Annotated in this window: 15 protein-coding genes; 7 read left to right on the top strand and 8 right to left on the bottom strand. The window is 66.1% G+C overall.

Annotated elements, in window-relative coordinates; all coding sequences use genetic code 11:
• Positions 1-21 precede the first annotated feature (21 nt).
• Complete coding sequence (locus QX039_RS22260; RefSeq protein ID WP_315736422.1) at positions 22-432, top strand: hypothetical protein; 411 nt, start codon at positions 22-24, stop codon at positions 430-432.
• A gap of 718 nt (positions 433-1,150) precedes the next feature.
• Here QX039_RS22260 and QX039_RS22255 read toward each other — a convergent pair.
• The 3 genes from QX039_RS22255 to QX039_RS22245 all read right to left on the bottom strand — a co-directional run bounded on the left by QX039_RS22255 (position 1,151) and on the right by QX039_RS22245 (position 4,035).
• The gene (locus QX039_RS22255) at positions 1,151-1,324 is read right to left on the bottom strand and encodes a hypothetical protein (RefSeq protein WP_315736421.1); all 174 of its coding nucleotides are present in this window, start codon (positions 1,322-1,324) and stop codon (positions 1,151-1,153) included.
• An 80-nt stretch (positions 1,325-1,404) separates the two neighbouring features.
• Entirely contained in the window at positions 1,405-3,105 is a 1,701-nt protein-coding gene (locus QX039_RS22250; protein WP_315736420.1) for a hypothetical protein, read from the bottom strand.
• Between the two features lie 126 nt (positions 3,106-3,231).
• On the bottom strand, positions 3,232-4,035 hold the full coding sequence (locus tag QX039_RS22245) for an MBL fold metallo-hydrolase (protein WP_315736419.1): 804 nt from the start codon (positions 4,033-4,035) through the stop codon (positions 3,232-3,234).
• 118 nt (positions 4,036-4,153) lie between these two features.
• Here QX039_RS22245 and QX039_RS22240 point away from each other — a divergent pair, with 118 nt between their 5' ends.
• The 6 genes from QX039_RS22240 (at position 4,154) to QX039_RS22215 (ending at position 12,348) form a co-directional block, all read left to right on the top strand.
• Positions 4,154-5,272 carry a ring-opening amidohydrolase gene (locus QX039_RS22240; protein WP_315736418.1) on the top strand — a complete coding sequence of 373 codons (1,119 nt, stop codon included), beginning with the start codon at positions 4,154-4,156 and terminating at the stop codon, positions 5,270-5,272.
• Positions 5,273-5,731: 459 nt separating this feature from the next.
• Positions 5,732-8,263, top strand: a complete 2,532-nt coding sequence (locus tag QX039_RS22235; protein ID WP_315736417.1) for a TonB-dependent receptor — start codon at positions 5,732-5,734, stop codon at positions 8,261-8,263.
• 43 nt (positions 8,264-8,306) lie between these two features.
• Positions 8,307-8,996: a Fe2+-dependent dioxygenase gene (locus tag QX039_RS22230; RefSeq protein WP_315758759.1), complete on the top strand. Its 690-nt coding sequence runs from the start codon at positions 8,307-8,309 to the stop codon at positions 8,994-8,996.
• Between the two features lie 1,049 nt (positions 8,997-10,045).
• A complete protein-coding gene (exbB, locus tag QX039_RS22225) occupies positions 10,046-11,080 on the top strand; it encodes a tonB-system energizer ExbB (protein ID WP_315736415.1) in 1,035 nt (344 codons plus the stop codon).
• A gap of 3 nt (positions 11,081-11,083) precedes the next feature.
• On the top strand, positions 11,084-11,533 hold the full coding sequence (gene exbD / locus QX039_RS22220) for a TonB system transport protein ExbD (protein ID WP_315736414.1): 450 nt from the start codon (positions 11,084-11,086) through the stop codon (positions 11,531-11,533).
• Between the two features lie 26 nt (positions 11,534-11,559).
• A complete protein-coding gene (locus QX039_RS22215) occupies positions 11,560-12,348 on the top strand; it encodes a TonB family protein (RefSeq protein WP_315736413.1) in 789 nt (262 codons plus the stop codon).
• A 274-nt stretch (positions 12,349-12,622) separates the two neighbouring features.
• Here QX039_RS22215 and QX039_RS22210 read toward each other — a convergent pair whose 3' ends face one another.
• The 5 genes from QX039_RS22210 to QX039_RS22190 all read right to left on the bottom strand — a co-directional run bounded on the left by QX039_RS22210 (position 12,623) and on the right by QX039_RS22190 (position 17,437).
• A complete protein-coding gene (locus QX039_RS22210; RefSeq protein WP_315736412.1) occupies positions 12,623-14,482 on the bottom strand; it encodes an outer membrane beta-barrel protein in 1,860 nt (619 codons plus the stop codon).
• A gap of 102 nt (positions 14,483-14,584) precedes the next feature.
• The gene (locus QX039_RS22205; RefSeq protein WP_315736411.1) at positions 14,585-14,926 is read right to left on the bottom strand and encodes a cupredoxin domain-containing protein; all 342 of its coding nucleotides are present in this window, start codon (positions 14,924-14,926) and stop codon (positions 14,585-14,587) included.
• Between the two features lie 625 nt (positions 14,927-15,551).
• Positions 15,552-16,325: a cytochrome b/b6 domain-containing protein gene (locus QX039_RS22200; protein WP_315772417.1), complete on the bottom strand. Its 774-nt coding sequence runs from the start codon at positions 16,323-16,325 to the stop codon at positions 15,552-15,554.
• Between the two features lie 10 nt (positions 16,326-16,335).
• Positions 16,336-16,614, bottom strand: a complete 279-nt coding sequence (locus QX039_RS22195; protein ID WP_315736410.1) for a PepSY domain-containing protein — start codon at positions 16,612-16,614, stop codon at positions 16,336-16,338.
• A gap of 592 nt (positions 16,615-17,206) precedes the next feature.
• Positions 17,207-17,437, bottom strand: a complete 231-nt coding sequence (locus tag QX039_RS22190; RefSeq protein WP_315772360.1) for a hypothetical protein — start codon at positions 17,435-17,437, stop codon at positions 17,207-17,209.
• Between the last annotated feature and the right edge of the window lie 164 nt (positions 17,438-17,601).

Below are 17,601 nucleotides of genomic sequence, written 5' to 3'. Positions count from 1 at the left end.
GGCGGCCTTCAGGAGCTCCCCATGTGTGACTACAGCCTCCATACTGTTGCTTCCCGCGATGCCAAAACTGCCGACGTGCTGGTCTCCTGTCGATTTCCCGGCACGGAGACCCGCGGCTTCTGCACCAAGGACGACCCGTTGACCGCCGTGTGCCTGCGGCCGGGCACGGAGCTCGCCTTCGAAGACGATGTCCGCATCAAGGGCTTCTTCTTCCGCCGCAAGGTCGGCGCCCATCTCGCCCGCTTCCGCCAGGTCGACACCAACAAGCCGACCGAACATCACGATGCGCTCGAATTCTCCAATGGCCGAATCGTCAAGGTCACCGACCTCGCCGCCGGCCAGCGCGCCCGCGTGCTGCAGATGCCGGCCGATCCGGCCGCCAAGCGCACGACGGCGCCGCTCACGATCGAGCTGCGCGCCACGCAGCTCTGAAGGCTTCGACATTGACTTCGACATGGACGATGTCGGCGCCGCGGCGCTGGCGTCGCCCATGGCCAATCGAAATGCTCGGCTCATCGAACGCGATGCGTTGCGGGAGTGAGGTCTTGCTGCGGATATCATCGACATGCGTCGTCGCGTTCCCGCGGCCCGTCGGACCCGAGTGATGCGGCAGTCGTCCCTCTGAAAATGAGAGGGCGCGGGGAAGGCTGGGTGCTGACCGCGGCCCATGGCCCGCCTGCAACAAGAAAAGCAGGCGGCAGTTACCACAGGTCGGGCCTGACAACCGGCCTCCCCCGCGCGATCGGTTTTAACGGTGTCCTTCGTGCTCTCCCTGGGGATCGGCGTTCTTGCCCCCATCGCCCGCGCGAGCCGTCACAGCATCGGCAGCGGACTTGACCTCAGCGTCGAGAGGCCAGGACCACACGACTTCGCCGTCCGCGCCGGACTGCGCTCGTCTGGCACAGCCGTCACGTCCATCGCAGCCCACCTCCACGTTCGTGACGACGCGTACGTCCCTCTGCACGAGGCGGGATGGGAGGAGATAAGCATTATTTCGGAAAAATAGCAAGAGCAATTTCGCGAAATCCGCAAGCGCCCCCCCCTCGAGCAGGGGCGGTGCGCTCCCCTTCCCCTTGCGGGGAGGGGAGCGCACGACGGGGCCGGCGCAGAAGGCGGAGGCTCGGGAAGCGCAGTCCGACGAATGCCTGGTTCAATCCGGCAGGTTCGTGAACCGCGGCCGCCAGACGCCGAGGATGACGTTCACGGTGGCGACGCCGAGCATGACCCAGATCGCGCCTTGCTCGGTGCCGAAGTTGGGCTGCAGCGTCGCCGGATCGATCTGGCCGGCGACGGCGCGCGCGGCCTCGTCGGCCGCTTCCTGCATCGGTCCCTGTACGGCGGCAAAGCCCCATTCGAAGACGAGGATAGCGAGCTTGGCGAGCGCCCAGCCGGCGCTCTCCGGCCTCAGGACGGTGAGGCCGTCCGCGGAGCAGGCTCCGGCTTCTGCACCGCCGTGGTGCCGGTGCCGCCCTGCCCGACGCGGAACAGTTGGATGTAGCTGCCGAGATAGAGCGGTGTGAGGCCGGCGACCGGCTGCTCAGGGAGCGGCGGGTCGAGCAGCAGAACGGCATCGAAGTGCGACCGCCAGCCGGCCAGATAGCGCGCGAGCTGCAACACGTCGGCCGACGGCGTGTCCGGCTGCAGCCAGCGCCACGCGGCGGGCTCGGCCAGCGGCTGCGCAAGGCGCGCGAAAGAGGGACGGACCGCCACGGGCTGCTGGCTCGGATGGGCGAACATCAGCGGCCAGAACGCCCGTCGCTCGATCACGAGCAGCGCCGCCATATGGGAATCGACATAGCGGAATCCGGGCAGGATCCGCTCGCGCCGGCTGGAGACGGGCTGCTCATGGCCATGCGCGGCGATGACGCGCGCGCCGGGCTGCACATGCGCGATCGCCGCGCGCAGTTCGGCGAGGTCGACCCTGTGATCGATCCATGCCGATGCGATGTCCACGGTACGAATCAGCGTCAGGCCCGCGAGGACGATGCCGACGAGCGCCGCCTTCCTGCCGGACACGACCGGCTGCAGGCCGGCGAACAGCAGCAGGCCGCACATCGCGGCAAAGCGCATATCGATGAACGTTCCGCCCAGCGCGCTCCATGGCGCCGCGACGAAGGCGACGAACAGCGCCGCCAGCGCCAGCGGCATGCCCGGCGCGACGACGATCTGGCGCCGGACGAGGATCAACACCGACAGCACCGCGACGGTCGTTATGACCGTCAGCTCGGCACTGGTGGTCAGGAACGGCGTCATGATGCGCCACAGCTTCGGCGGTCCGATCCAGGCGCCGAGTTGCAGCCCGCCCTCACCCAGCGGACAGAGCCCGTAGAGCAGCACGGCCGGGCTGAGCGTGATGCCGAGCGCGCAGGCGACGACCACCAGCTCCCGTGCAAGGCCGGGCGACCGGCGCAGCCGCCACAGCCGATCGGCCTCTCCAGCGCCGATCAGGACCGCGAAGAACAGCAGGCCGAAGATGTGGCAGAGGAAGGCGGCCGCCGCGGCGATGGCTCCCCACGCGATCGCGGGCAGCCAGCCGCGACGGCGCAGCGCCACCCAGCCGGCGGCGCCGCCGAGCGCGAGACCAAGCGAGAGCTGGAAATTCATGAAGCCGAGCAGGAAGACGCCGTCATAGGCGATGATGCCGGCCGCCAGCGGCCACAACGACAAGCGGCCGAACACCGCGCGGTGATAGGCGATCACGCCAAAGAGCGGCGCGAACAGGCTGAGCGCGAGCAGGATGCGGCCGCCGACATGAACGTCGGTGAAGCGCAGCAGCGCCACGCCGATCACATCCATGCCGAGATTGGGCAGGACGCGCCAGTTCGGCGCGTACATCTGCGACAGCACGGGATCGTCGGGATGCGCCAGCACGAACAGGCGCGCGAGGTGGTTCGGATAGTCGAGCACCGGCGGCACATCGACCAGCAGGAACGGCAGCGCGAGCACGATGGCGAGCACGAGCGCCAGCACGGCCCAGAGCCGCTGCATGTGGCTGGCGGTGGACGCGAACGCCGGATCGTGCAGACCCGGGAGAGTATCTGAATGCAGGATGAGGCCGGCCGGCGCGATGGCGCCGGTCATCGACGAGCACGATTGCGAACGCATTGAGGTACCCCACTCCGCCCGGGATACTTCGATACCATCCGACCAAAGACTGCAAGACGCTCAAATACAACCTTATGGTTGTGCCTAATGCCCCGTTACTTTACGGGGGTTCGTGGAACCAGCGGCTCAGGCGATCGCCTGGAGATAACGCCGCACCGAGCGATCGAACGCCGCCTTCGCATCGTCGCCGATGTTCTTCTGCCACCACGCGCCGTAGATGCGGTCGAAGGCGAGCGGCGCGACCGCATCGGCGATGCGGCGCACGGCGGCGGCGCCGAGCGGGATGTAGTTCGGATAGGAGTACATGAAGCTGACGTGGCGGCGATCCATCGCCACCATCGCGATGTCACCGGTCAACAGCGCGCCCTTGCCACCGGCACCTTTGCGCCAATGCAGGATGGTGGCGCCGGCGAAATGCCCGCCGGTCCGCAGCAGCACGACGTCATCCGAGATGGCGAGGCGATCGCCCGTCCATGGCACGATGGCCGGATGCGGCCGGGTGACGAAGGCGCGGTCGTCGCCATGGAGATAGACCGGCGCGTTGCCGAATGCCTCGCTCCAATCGGCGACCGCGCCATAGTAGTGCGGATGCGACACCGCGATGGCCTTCAGGCCGCCCAATGAGCGGACGCGGGCAATGGCTGCCTCCGTCGCCAAGGGAATGCAGTCCCACATCACGCAGCCGTCCGGCTCGGGAACGAGCAGCGCGCGCTGGCCGATCGCAAAGCTGGGATCCAAAGCGAGGCCGGTCAGGCCGTCATCCTCGCGCCAGATGACCTGATGCCGGCCAGCAAGGTCGTCGCGGCTGAGGAAGCTCTGTCCCTTCCAGTTCACATATTGCCGCTCGTCCTCGCAGACGACGCAATGGCCGGGCGGCGCCTTCGTATCGGGAAACTGCGCGCCGCATTGAAAGCAGGTCCAGAGAGGCATGGATCACCGGTCGTCGAGATGGGATTGCGGAGGATAGCACGCGGACCATCCCGGAACACCGTCGCGCGCGGCTTCGTGATTGCCTAGTGTCGCCGGACGCCCGACAGGAGTTCTCGACATGCCGACCACGCTGCGCCGCGCCTACGTTCACCGCCTGCCGATGCGCAGCCCGGACGATGTCGGCGCGCTCGAGGCCGGAATCGCGCAAGGCGCCATCGATCCCGCCGGCATCGTCGCCATTCTCGGCAAGACCGAGGGCAATGGCTGCGTCAACGACTTCACCCGCGCCTTCGCCGTGCGCTCGCTGGAGGCGCTGCTCGGCCGATATCTCGCGGCCGACGCCGTGCGGCAGATCGCGATGGTGATGTCCGGCGGCACCGAGGGCGCGCTGTCGCCGCACATGATCGTGTTCGAGGCACGCGACGGCGGCGACGCCGTGGCGCCGCGCGCTTTCCCGGCATCGCTGGCGCTCGGGCGCGCGCGCACGGCGGCGCTGGCGGGCGAGCATCTCGGCCGCATGCCGCAGGTCGAGCTCGTGGCGGCCGGCGTGCGCGCGGCGATGGCTGACGCCGGCATCAGCGATCCCGCCGACGTCCATTACGTGCAGGTGAAATGCCCGCTGCTGACGATGGAGCGGATCGAGGCGGTGGAGGCGCGGGGAGAGCGCACCGCCGTGCGCGATACGCTGAAGTCGATGGGCTTTTCCCGCGGCGCCTCGGCGCTCGGTGTCGCCGTCGCGCTCGGCGAGGTCGCCGCTGCCGATCTCTCCGATGCGACGATCTGCACGGATGTCTCGCGCTACAGCGAGCGCGCGGCGACATCGGGCGGCGTCGAGCTGCTCGACCACGAGATCATGGTCGCCGGCATGTCGGCCAAGTGGAGCGGGCCGCTGGCGATCGATCATGCGGTCATGGGCGATGCCATCGACATCGAGCCGGCGCGGCAGGCGCTCGCCCGACTCGGCCTGAACGTGCCGGGCCAGGTGCCGGCCGCCGATCGCAGCCGCATCGCCGCGGTGCTCGCCAAGGCGGAGGCGGCGCAGAGCGGCCGGCTGCGCGGCCAGCGGCATACCATGCTCGACGACAGCGACGTCTCTTCGACCCGCCACGCCCGCGCCTTCGTCGGCGGCGCGCTGGCCGGGCTGTTCGGCTTCACCGACCTGTTCGTCTCGGGCGGCGCCGAGCATCAGGGCCCCGACGGCGGCGGACCGGTCGCGATCATCGCCGAGCGCCGCTGAACTCACGGTCGAAATCCCGGGCCACGCGTTCTACCTGATCACCACGGCGAAGTTCTGAGCCGCACACGCGTCCCGATCAGGAAACAGATTCGCCAGAATCCCGCCGCATCTCGCGACGCGGCGGGGAGCAGCTCGAGCCGAAGATCGACCGAAGTGATCGTCAAGCGCACGATTCACCTCGCGAGACGACGTGAAAGACCATCAACTCTCTCATCAGCAATTGAATGACGGAGATCAGCTCAACCAGGAGGTTTCAACTGTTGCCGTGAGGCGACACTTTGCGAACAAGTCTCATTTTCAGAAATGGATGGAAACTTTTCGCATTCCAGCCTCCAGCGGAACCAGCTTTGGACCGCTTTCGCTCGCTTCTTGACTTGCATTCGCAACAGGCACGCGCCCGTTGCGGGCGTTCAAACGAACCCAAGTCAAAGTTTTGCGTAACGAATGGGGTGGTCGAGTATGGGTAAGGCAATCTTTCCAAGGAGCTTGCGAGGGGCAAGCGGGCACGAGTGGGATCCATCTCCCGAGATTTCCGGTGTGAAAGTCTCGGCGGTCGCGAGCCTGATCGCGGTTGCCTCGTTCTCCAGTGCCGAAGCCCAGCAGGCGCCGCTGCCGTCCGTCAACGTCGAAGCCCCGGTGGCGCGCCCCAAGCCGGCCGCCTCGCGCCCGACCGCGGACCAGGTCCGCGCCCGCGACGCAATGCGCCGCGCCGCCCGCCAGCAACAGCAGCAGCAGGCCGCGGCGCCGAAGAGCAATCTGCCGCCCGACCGCAACCCCTATTCCAGCCCCGCCTCCGACTACAAGGGCGAGCGGCTGCAGGCCTCCGGCAAGTTTCCGGAGAAGCTGCTCAACACGCCGAAGACCGTCACCGTCCTGAGCAAGGAGATCCTGGCGGACAAGAACTCCACCAGCCTCAAATCCGCGGTGCTCTCCACCGCCGGCGTGACGCTCGGCACCGGCGAAGGCGGCAACGCGTTCGGCGACCGCTTCTTCATCCGCGGCTTCGACGCCCGCAACGACGTCTTCATCGACGGCGTGCGTGACGCCGGCGTCTCCGTGCGCGAGAACTTCTTCACCGAGCAGGTCGAGATCCTGCGCGGCCCTGCGTCGTCATTCGCCGGCCGCGGCACCACCGGCGGCGCGATCAACATCGTGACCAAGCAGGCCACGACCGAGAACAGCTTCTACAACATGGACACCACGCTCGGCACCGACAGGACCAAGCGCGTGGTGATCGACGTCAACCAGAAGATCACGCCGACCTTCGCTGCCCGCGTCGGCGGCCTGTTCCAGGATGCCGGCGTTGCCGGCCGCGACTACGTCACCGACAACCGCAACGGCGGCTTCATCGCCACCAAGTGGACGCCGCTCGACACCGTCACCCTGTCCGCCAACTACATCCACAACGAGGTGACCGGCCGTCCGGACTTCGGCGTGCCGTATTATCGGCCGAGCACGCTCACCGCCGGCGCGCCGTTCCCCGAGGTCGGCTCGCCGCGCAACGCCTGGTACGGCTTCGTCAACCGCGACTTCTCGCGTGTCGGACAGGACATCGGCTCGTTCAATGCCGAGGTGAAGGTCACGCCCGACCTGACGATCTCCGACAAGGTCCGGGTGTCGCGCTCGACCTTGAACTACATCGGCACGCTGCCGGAAGGCCCGACCAACATCAATCCGCCGTCCGGCGCGCTCATCAGGGCCAACCCGCAGAGCCGCTTCCAGCAGACGGACGTGCTCGCCAACCAGCTCGAGGCGACCTACAAGTTCGACACCGGCAACTTCAGGCACACCGTGCTCGCCGGCCTCGAGGTCTCGCAGGAAAAGGCGCGCATCAACAGCTACACCGGCCTGACCTCCGAGCAGCAGGGCCTGGCGTTCGCGGGCAGCGGTTCGCTCTCGGGCGTGAGCGTGTTCAACCCGCAATTCACGAACCTGCCGTTCGGCATTCCGTCGCTGGGGCAATTCCCGACCAACGTGAAGATCGACTCGGCGAGCGTCTACGCTCTCGACAGCGTCAACTACCGCGATCTCGTCATCCTCAACGGCGGCGTGCGCTATGACAAATACGACGTCCGGGTCGACGGCTTCGGCACCGTCAACGGCGTCGCCAACACGCCGGGCTCGACGGCGGCCTCCAGCGGCATGCCGAACTTCAACGTCGGCATGACATTGAAGCCGGTGCCCTACGCCAGCTTCTATGCGGCCTACGCCACCTCGTCGAATCCGGTCGGCGCCGAGTTCGACGGTCTCAGCCCGCAATATGGCGGCCTCTCCGCGGTCACCAATGGCGGCGCAAACCAGATCTTCGGGCCCGAGAAGAACACCTCGATCGAGATCGGCACCAAATGGGAGCTGCTCGACGGTCGCCTGCTGGTCACGGGAGCCCTGTTCCAGACCGAGAAGGAGAATGCCCGCGAGTCGCGCAACATCACCAGCGCCGCGCAGGCCACCGCGGACTGCCCGTATCCGGCAGGCACCATCGGCTCCGTGCCGTGTCTCTCGGCCGGTGCCGCCTACCGCATCCGCGGCATCGACCTGCAGGCCGGCGGCAAGCTGACCGACAAATGGAGCATCTTCGGCGGCATCGTGCTGATGCAGTCCGAGGTGACGAAGTCGAACATCCCGCCGGCGAACACCGCGCTGTTCACCAGCAATGTCGGCCTGCAGCTCGCCAACACCGCGCACCAGTCGTTCAGCCTGCTGACGAAGTACCAGATCAACGACACCTGGGAGATCGGCGGCCAGGCCGTGTACCGCTCGAAGATCTTCGGCGGCACCTGGCTGGCGGCGAACCAGGGCACGGAGTTGCCGAGCTACTGGCGCTTCGATGCGTTCGCGGAAGCCAAGCTCGACAAGAACTGGACGGCAAAGGTGTTTGTTGCCAACATCTTCGACAAGCTCTACTACGACGCTCTCTATCAGAGTGCCACGCCGTTCGTGCTCGTCGGTCCGGGACGAAGCGCATCGATCGTCCTGTCCGGGCGGTTCTGATCGCAGACCACCCAGCCGGGGGCACACATCAAGTGATGAGTTCATGCTGATCTGTGTCCCCGGAATTCTGAGCAAAGATGATGTGGCGGAGTTTCGCCGCATCATGGACTCCAGCGACTGGGAGGACGGCCGCTCGACGGCCGGCGCCCAGTCCGCCATGGTCAAGCGCAACGAGCAGTTGCCGCCCGACAGCGAAGTGGCGCGCAAGCTCGGCCACCGCATCATTTCGGCGATGACCGCCAATCCGCGCTTTCTCGCCGCCGCCATCCCGCAGCAGATCTTCCCGCCGCTGTTCAACCGCTACAGCGCGGAGTCGGGTCATCATTTCGGCATCCACGTCGACAACGCCGTGCGCGGCGACAAGCTCACGGGCCTGCGCATCCGCACCGACCTCTCGGTCACGCTGTTTCTCTCCGAGCCGGAGGATTACGACGGCGGCGAGCTGGTGATCGAGGATCTCTACGGCTCGCACGAGGTGAAGCTGCCGGCCGGCGACCTCGTGCTGTATCCCTCCTCGAGCCTGCACATGGTCACCCCGGTGACGCGCGGCGTCCGCGTCGCCTCGTTCTTCTGGCTGCAGAGCATGATCCGCGATCCCCTCGCGCGCAGCATGATCTTCGATCTCGATACGACGATCCAGGGATTGTCGCAGCGGATGGGGCGCGACGATCCGGAAATGGTGCGGCTGACCGGCCTCTATCACAACCTGATCCGCTACTGGGCCGAGAACTAGAGGTTCTCCTTCGGTCGCAACGATCTGGTTGAGTTCGATCGTTTACGAGCCGGGTTGCACGCGATGCAGCCCGGCTCATTCGTTTTGGTGATGATCCCATCGTTCAGGCGCTTTCCCCAGCGCTCGCGATAGACCGCCATCCGTGCTCACATGCAGTCGGCTGGTCCGTTTCTCGGAGCTGTCGATCCATGTCTTTGACCGCTGGCGGATCGTCGTTGGCGAGCTCTGCGATTTTCCGTGGCGGTGAGCGCGTGCGCTTCGCGAGCCCCCATCGCGACCGCGATGGCCGTTGATCACGACGTGATCAGGGGCGTGCGGCGCGTGCTTCTTGAACGACGCCGATCTCATCGGCATTCTGATTCGGACATCGACGCCCTCAAGCTCCTTTCGGACGGCATCCCGTCCCGAAAGCCGCGCGGCATGCCCTCGTACCAGCCGAACAGGATCATCACGGCGGTGCCGACTAATTAGAATCGATGGAAGACCGAACGGAGGCAATTGCGTGACGCGCGGCCGCATCGGCGGCGTCATGCACGGCTAGCTCCGTCTCGCATCAGGACTTTCAGGGAGTTAGGACGTCACGTGCGGCATCGACGGCCGATGAACAGGCCGCACGATTCGATTTTTCATTTGGCATCGCACTCACCGGAGTGACTGCCGACCTTGATGTTCCCGCTTTGAGTCAACGGGCCGTCTCAAAACAGCCGGGTTACGACTAGAAACATTACAGAGAAGATAACTACCAAGGGGTATGCAGCAACATGTTCAGGATCGTTCTTCATGTAGGAGCGGTGATCGCAGCCGTTTCGGCCGGCGCCATGGCGCATGCCGAGCAGCCGGCCACATCGCCGAGACCTGGCCAGGCTGCAACCGCCCCGCAGACCACAGCACCAAATCCGGCGAATGCGACCGGAGCGAAATCCGTTCAGCCTCTGGCTACAGCGGCCGCCACGCAGGCGCCTGCCGTTGCGCCCGTCAACGCCGCCGCGGCCAGCGCGCCGGCTCCCGTTGCGCACGCAGCTCAAACTCAGAGCGCGGCGCCGAAGCCAGTGACCATCGGACAGGCGCAGACGGCCCCCGCTGTTGCCCAGCCCGCGCCGCAGACGGCCGCGCCTGCTCCCACGGCAACGGCTCCGGCCACCGGCGGCGCCGCCACGGCGGCCGCACCGGCACCGGCTGTCACCACGCCGCAGGCTGCCGCAACGAGCCAGGCGCCGGCAGCCGCAACGAACGACGCCCAGCCGTCGACCGCTGCCGAAACCGTTACTGACGCGTCGGTGGGCGACAAGGCGAAGGATCAGGCAGAGAAGCCGACGCAAGGCGGTGCGCAGGCGGCATCACACGTGCCGCACGATCTGTCGCCATGGTCGATGTTCCTGGCCGCCGACATTCTCGTGAAGTCGGTGATGATGGGGCTGGCGCTCGCCTCGCTTGCGACCTGGACCGTCTTCATCGCCAAGACCATCGAGTTCTCCATCCTGCGCCGGAAGCTGAGCAGCGCGCTGCGCAAGGTCGACGACGTACGCTGGCTGTCGGAAGCCAAGCTCGCGCTGGGATCACGCCAGAACGTGCTGACAGCACTGATCGATGCCGCCATGCACGAGATCAGGATGTCGTCCGAACTGCCGTCTCACGGCGTCAACGAGCGCGCGGCGTCGAGTTTCTCCGAGATCGTGCGTGCCGAAGGCCGGCGTTGCCGGACCGGCATGGGCCTGCTCGCCACGATCGGCTCGATCTCGCCCTTCGTCGGCCTGTTCGGCACGGTCTGGGGCATCATGAACAGCTTCATCGGCATCTCGAAGTCGCAGACCACGAACCTCGCCGTGGTCGCGCCCGGCATCGCCGAGGCGCTGCTCGCGACCGCCATCGGCCTCGTCGCCGCGATCCCGGCAGTAATCATCTACAATCACTTCACGCGGGTGACGAAGGGCTACATGGAGCTCGTCAACCGGTCCTCCGGCGCCACCGCCCGCATGCTGTCGCGCGATCTCGACCGCGGCCAGAGCCACCACAGCCATCACGGCGAGCGCTTCGAGCCGATCCACGTCCACTCCGCGCCTCCGATGGCGCTCGCAGCGGAGTAGGTCATGGCCGTTTCTCTGTCTGAAGGTGATGGTGACGACGATCTCGGCGAGACCAGCGACATCAACGTCACCCCGTTCATCGACGTGATCCTGGTGCTGCTGATCATCTTCATGGTCGCGGCACCGCTCTCCACGGTCGACGTGCCGGTCGATCTTCCGACCTCGACCGCCACGCCGCAGAAAAAGCCGGACAAGCCGATCTATGTCAGCATCAAGCCGGATCTGACGCTGTTCGTCGGCGAGGAGCAGGTGAAGCGGGCGAGCCTGGTCAGCACGCTCGAGCACATTCCCGAGGCCGCCAAGGACAAGTTCATCTTCCTGCGCGCCGACCGCGGCGTGGCCTATGGCGAGCTGATGGACGTGATGGAGCTGCTGCGGACCGGCGGCTATCCGAAGATCAAGCTCGTGACTGTCGAAGGCGTCTCACAGGCCGCCGCCCAGGCTGCACATTGAAACCAGTGAAACGACGGAAGTGAAGAATGGTCGAACACAAGTATCAAGGAGCGTCGCGCCGCTTGTGGATCTCAGCCGCGATTGGCGCCGTGATGTTGCACGGTGGCGGCGCCGCACTCGCGGTCGTCCATCTCAGCGGCAATGATGCGGAAGGTGGCCTCGGCGCCGCCGGCGCTGAATTCGCGCTCGAGATGGCCTCGCCCCAGGTCGAGGACAACGATCTTCCGCCGGGCCCCGACAGCGACGCGGCCGAAGCTGCGCCGGAGCAGATGCAGCAGACCGCCGAAGTCCAGGAGTCCGACGCCGTCAAGGACAAGCCGACCGAGACCGAGGAAGAGGCCGATCGGGTCGTCACGCAGAACGACCCCAAGAAGCCGGAGAAGGAGGAACAGCAGCAGGCGACCCAGCAGGCCGAGGCGTCGGTCGCGTCTGCCGCGCAGGAAGAATCGGCCCGCAAGGCGCTGGACGAGGCCGCGCCGCCGGCGGAGACGGCCAAGGCCCCCAATCCGGGAATGGGCAAGGACAAGCAGAAGCTGACCAACGATTGGGGTCGCAAGATCAGCGCCTATTTCGAGCTGCACAAGCGCTATCCGGAAGGCAAGAAGCACAATGGCACGGTCAAGGTCGCGCTGGTGCTGAGCCGGGCCGGCAAGGTGGTGTCTGCGTCCGTCATGCAGTCGTGCGGCGACTCGATGTTCGACGATGCCGCGCTTGCGATGATCCGTCGCTCCGACCCGGTGCCCGCGCCGCCGTCCGGACTGACGGACGATCAGTTCAGCTTCAGCCTCGACGTGAACTTCAACCAGAAGAAGTAGTCGTGGCCGAACTGACACGCAGATCCGGAGTTGGCAGCGCTCACCTCGTGGGCGCTGCATTTCGTTTTGGAGACTGGAGCCAGCCACTCCCGCCGCGCGTCCACCCGTCGCTGGGTGGCTATACTACATGGCGAAGCCGGCGCGAAACTCCAGCTTCCAGGCTTGCGGCCCTGCCCCGGAATGACTGTGGCCGCGTCACGACAGCAGGCGTGATCTCCAGGCACGCGCTCAGAAGACCGCAGATGCGGCGCGCGGGCGCCTGCCGGGCAGCCGATCAGTACTGTACCCGCGCGCCGACCTGCACCACGGTCGCCGACAGATTGTTTTCGCGGAAGTTGGAGCGCGTCTCCTCGCGCCGGACGCTGGCCCTGAGCTGCAGCAGGCGTGAGAACTTGTAGAGCATGCCGAGCTCGACCAGGTAGCGGTCGTCGACCCGCGTCGTGCCCGTGAAGGCGTCCTGACCAAAGCCGGCGAGGAAGGTGCCGATCAGCCACGGCTCGAACTGGTGCTCGACGCCGACCGTGACGTCGCGCTTGAGCACGCCGGAGATTCCGGGCTCGGTGATCTCCACGACCTGCGACTTGGCGCCGAACATCACCGCCGTCTCCTTGGCATACTGCCAGGTCAGGTTGGCGTCGGCGATGAAGCCGTTGACCGGTTTCAACATCGGATCCTGATAGCGGCGCGTGAGATAACCCACCGCAACATCGCCGGTCAGCTTGTCGGCATAGTTGAAGGTCACGCCCGCCTCGACCGCGGTGCCGGTGGAGTCGCGGCGAAAGCCCTCGGCATCGACCGCGATGTCGTGAACGCGGCGGTCGACGGCGACGTCGACGAAGGGCCGGATCTCCGGGGTCAGGTTGTAGGTCACGCGGCTCTGCGAGCCGTATTGGACGAAGTTGCGATCGGCGTTGCTGACGATCTGGCCGTCCATCAGCGGCGCGTTCTGGAAGGCGACACGGTCGATGGCGGCCTTGGTCGAGATTTCGACCTCCTCGAACCGCTTGGTGACGCCGGCCGAGCCGCCGACGGTGGAGGCCAGCGGAATCTTGGCGAACCGGCCGGCGAAGCGCGGCGTGCCGGGATCATCGGCATCGACGGCAACGTGCCCCTCGCCGTTGAGCGCAAACGTATCGGTGATGTCGTAGCGTCCATTCACCTTGGCGTCGACGGTAGGCCTGCTGAGCTGCCGGAGCTTCGCATAGTCGATGTAGCCGACGCGCACATCGGCGTTGAGCAGATGCCGCTCGAACTGAGAGCGCACGAGCAGGACCGGCGCAACGCTGACGAACGCCGAGCCCTTGCCTTGTGGTACACGGCCGGGATTGCTGTCGAAGCCTGATGACATTTCGAACGCAGGCTTCAGGATGAAGTTTCCCACCGTGATGCCCTTGGGCTCATAGGGGTCCTCCTCCATCATCGGCGGCTGCGCCGGCGGCTCCTGCGGCTTCTGCCCCTTGTTCACCGGCGGCAGCCGCATCTTCGGCTTATCGGCCAGAACGGGCGGAATCGGCTGCGCATCCTGTCGCGGAATCGGCGGCAGGTTGCGCGGCAGCACGCCACGGGTGGCCGGCGGCGGACTGACGGCGAAGGCCAGCGCATCCAGACAGCGATTGGGGACGTTCGTCGTCGACAGCCGGCCGGGCGTCGACAAGCAGCCGCCAACCAGGAGGCCGGCGGACGGAGCACCGAAAAAGCCGTTTCGAACCGGAGCCAGACGCGGCGCCGGTTCGCGGCGCGCGGCCTGAGGGAGCGCGCCCGCGCCGGCATCGATCGGAGACCGCGGCCGCGGCGGTGCAGCCCCATCCACCTGCGTTGCCGCCTTGGGCTCCGGCTCGACGCCGCCAGGCGAAACGATCACCTGCGGAATGACCAGCGGTCCATTGCCATTCGCGGGCCGCGCCGGCTGGCGGCGGCGGTTGGGCACGACCACCACCGGCCCACCCTCGGCGGCCCCGGGATCTGCATAGGCTCTGACCTGGCTCCCCGGAACGACGGTCTGACCGTAGGACGGCGCGGCTCCAAACAGCGTCACGAGCAGCACGGTGATCGCAACCGACTCCTCCTGGCACCATGAGACGTCGCGACCGATGCCACGTCTGGAAGCGACCGTCTCTCGTGCTGCCCGTTCCAAAAAGCCTCGTCTCCGTCGAGTTCGGCAACCTGCGAAGCGCGGCCCCCCCCCCGCGGCGTGACACGTTCCGGCATCACGGCGCCGCGGGGGCCGAAGGCCGGATCACTCGATGATCAGCGTGCCCTTGTTGCCCTGATGGAAGTCGTCGAAGAATTCGTAGCGTCCCGGCTTCTGCGCCTTGACCTTCACGACGCCTTCCATGTTCGGCTTGATCACCGTCTCGAACTCCAGGGGCTCGCTCTCGAACTCGACCGGCGCGCCATCCAGATTCTTGACCTTGAACACGATCGGCGTGTCGGCCGGCGCCTTCATCTCCGTCGGCTGAAACTTGTTGTCCTTGACCGATATCTCGATCGTGGTCTCCGCCGCGCCCGCCGGAAGCGCGAGCGCCGCGATCAACAGCGCGGCGGCTCCTGCTGCCTGTACCTTCCCAAAGAGATTCATGGTGTATGTCCCTGTCCCGAATTCACCCAAATGTGCCGGACGGCTTCCAGACGCTCGCCTGTTTCGACGAGTCTCCGACACTTCATAGAACGACTATAAAGTCCCGAATGCGGCAATTTGCCGTGTCCAAATTTGACAACATCGTTGTGTGCGACAAAGCGCGCGACTTTATTAGTTGCGTAGCGTCGCGGCGCCGCGCAGATGCATCGGCTTGAGCATCGCCGACGCGCGGCACCGAATGACAGCGACGAAAATCAGCGGTTTCTGCGGTCGAGAGCAGCATGATCGCCTTGGTTCGCATCGCGGCTGTGCTGATATGAGACACGACAGGTCATGCAGCGTGGTCGCACACCCCGCGAACCACACGAGACTCACGATCGACCGCGCGCGCTGCGCGCAGCACATGCATGATCCTCATGCGCCGGCTCGTCGAGGCGACTGCGAGCGAGATACACGCATAGGAACGCGCTCGCGCTGGTCCCGCGCGGCATGGGCCGAAATGTGCGTGCGCGTCCATCCAGCTCGAGCCGTGCGCGGACAAGCCTTGCGCGCACCAGAAATGAAATCAGACGCGAGCCCGCCCGCCCATATCGGCGGCGAGCGCACACGACCGATGCCCGCCGCCTCACCTGCCGACCCCCAGCCGCTTGTCGTGAATGCTGAGGGACCGCGGCATGCGTGCGGGCTTCGCGGCGCCAAGCGTCGGATTCACGCGCAGGGGCGGCAGATCGGGCACGACGGATACGTGCTCCTCGTTCGCCATCGGCTCGGGCTCCGGGTTCTGCCGTGCGACGCTGCGCGCCGCCGCCGCACGCACGATTCCGGGCACGCGCTTGCGTCCCGTGACCATCGCGCGCATCAGGTTCTCCCGCTGCAGCACGCTCATCCACACCGTGCCGAGCACATGCACGGCGATCAGGGCGATGATGGCATTGGACGACAGCGCATGCGCCTGTTCGATCCAGCCGACGCCGAAGAACCGGACCGAGACCTGCATGACGCCGCTGATGGTCGAGACGATCAGAAGCGCGAGCATCACGACCAGCATCGCGGCGCCTGCCGGGTTCAGCCCGAGATAGCGTCCCGTCTCTCCGCGCAGCATGCCCACGATGTATTGAGGCGCCGCCCGCAGCTTGAGGCTGATCCGCGCGAACAGCGAATGGCGGCTGCCGATCAATCCCCAGATCAGCCTGAAGGCGAGCAGACCGATGACGGCGTAGCCCGCCAGCCGATGCAGGCGGTCGAACGTGTTGGGCGTGACGCAGGCGACGAGCACGAAGGCCGCGAGCGACCAGTGCCAGACGCGCAGCGGAAAATCCCAGACCGCCACGGTCCCCGAACTTGAGTTCGCCGGCGTCTCGGAGGAGACGCTCCGCTGCGCCCGGCCTGCGTCACGCATGACCATCAGATCACTTCGCCTTCGTATGCTTCAGTGCGAGGTCCTCGGGGCTGTAGAACAGCTCATAGAGCTTGCCGCCCTTGACGCCGTAGACCTCGTAGCAGGTGCCCTCGATCTTGGTCTGGCGGACCTCGTAGCCGGCAGCCTTCGCCTTCGCTTCGGCCTCGGCCGTCGTCTTCCACGACGCCTTGTCGAGCTTGGTGCAATCCTTGTAGCCGTCGGCGAGCGCAGCGGAGCCCGACGCAAGACCCGCCGCCAATGCCACAACCATTATCTTGATGACCTTCATTATCAAATCCCTCCTCGAAGACTGCGCCATCGGCGCCAACAGCGCTCGATGCGCGGGCTACAAAGGGGAGGGAGATTTCAACGAAACTTGGACATCGCATTCCGCGGCGGACGGCCTCGAACACGCATGCGCGGCTCGAAACAATCCGCATCCGGCCGCAATGTCGCTGAGATGCGAACTCATATACGTTCCAGTCAGGATCGAACCGTGTCGGCAGGCTGCTGATCTTTTTCCGGAATCGGCAACGTGCGTAGTTCCCCGTACGTTGCAACTGATATTGATTCGCAAGGATGTAGCAGCACTGGCGCGAGGCGCACGCGCCTTCCTCGCGCATAAGGCGTCACTGGCGATGCGTGCGGGACCACACTCCTGCCCGATTGCGGCTGTGACCAGGGTGAGGCGAGAAAGGAACAGACAGCTACACGGCTGCGACCTTAAGCCTCAGAAAAAAATATTCTGAGCGCTGCGATCGTTCACTCGACCGGAGCGATATCGGTACCGGACGATGACAATGCGGCTGTGCGCACGCATCTACCAACCGTCAAGCGCACATGCGTGCGAACAGCGGTATACCGAAGAAGCGATCCTGATCTCAGGCGCGGGCGATGCCCTTGCCGACACGGACCACCGGCCAGGATGGCGGATCGCTGCAGGGAAACGACTTGTCGGATGCCTCGGCAACGACGTCCCAGCTCGCGTCGGGATCTGCCATGGAATCGCGCCCGGACGAGCGGCCACGGCCGGGTGAGCTGCCCTTGCTCTCGCCGCCGCTGCGGACCGCGACGTCGGCACGCCTCGCGAGCCTTGGCGCGAATTTCGACATGCTTCATTCCATCGCTGCGGCAGGCAGGATGATGATGGATCGCCCTTGCCGCTATGGAGCGACAAGCGCCGCCCTCGGCGATGGTTCCACAAGGAGCGACCGAGCTTGCGTCCCACGGTCGCGCGTAAGCCGACGCACATCAACGCGCTCGGCCACCGGGAATG

The sequence above is a fragment of the Bradyrhizobium sp. SZCCHNR1043 genome (genome assembly GCF_032489675.1).
In the GTDB taxonomy this organism is placed as follows: domain Bacteria; phylum Pseudomonadota; class Alphaproteobacteria; order Rhizobiales; family Xanthobacteraceae; genus Bradyrhizobium.
This window is presented reverse-complemented; position numbering and strand designations above follow the sequence as displayed.

Coding starts and splice junctions, on each gene's coding strand:
- QX039_RS22260 (WP_315736422.1), top strand. CDS start 22: ATGTGTGACTACAGCCTCCATACTGTTGCTTCCCGCGATGCCAAAACT.
- QX039_RS22255 (WP_315736421.1), bottom strand. CDS start 1,324: ATGCAGGAAGCGGCCGACGAGGCCGCGCGCGCCGTCGCCGGCCAGATC.
- QX039_RS22250 (WP_315736420.1), bottom strand. CDS start 3,105: ATGCGTTCGCAATCGTGCTCGTCGATGACCGGCGCCATCGCGCCGGCC.
- QX039_RS22245 (WP_315736419.1), bottom strand. CDS start 4,035: ATGCCTCTCTGGACCTGCTTTCAATGCGGCGCGCAGTTTCCCGATACG.
- QX039_RS22240 (WP_315736418.1), top strand. CDS start 4,154: ATGCCGACCACGCTGCGCCGCGCCTACGTTCACCGCCTGCCGATGCGC.
- QX039_RS22235 (WP_315736417.1), top strand. CDS start 5,732: ATGGGTAAGGCAATCTTTCCAAGGAGCTTGCGAGGGGCAAGCGGGCAC.
- QX039_RS22230 (WP_315758759.1), top strand. CDS start 8,307: ATGCTGATCTGTGTCCCCGGAATTCTGAGCAAAGATGATGTGGCGGAG.
- exbD (WP_315736414.1), top strand. CDS start 11,084: ATGGCCGTTTCTCTGTCTGAAGGTGATGGTGACGACGATCTCGGCGAG.
- QX039_RS22215 (WP_315736413.1), top strand. CDS start 11,560: ATGGTCGAACACAAGTATCAAGGAGCGTCGCGCCGCTTGTGGATCTCA.
- QX039_RS22205 (WP_315736411.1), bottom strand. CDS start 14,926: ATGAATCTCTTTGGGAAGGTACAGGCAGCAGGAGCCGCCGCGCTGTTG.
- QX039_RS22200 (WP_315772417.1), bottom strand. CDS start 16,325: ATGCGTGACGCAGGCCGGGCGCAGCGGAGCGTCTCCTCCGAGACGCCG.
- QX039_RS22195 (WP_315736410.1), bottom strand. CDS start 16,614: ATGAAGGTCATCAAGATAATGGTTGTGGCATTGGCGGCGGGTCTTGCG.
- QX039_RS22190 (WP_315772360.1), bottom strand. CDS start 17,437: ATGTCGAAATTCGCGCCAAGGCTCGCGAGGCGTGCCGACGTCGCGGTC.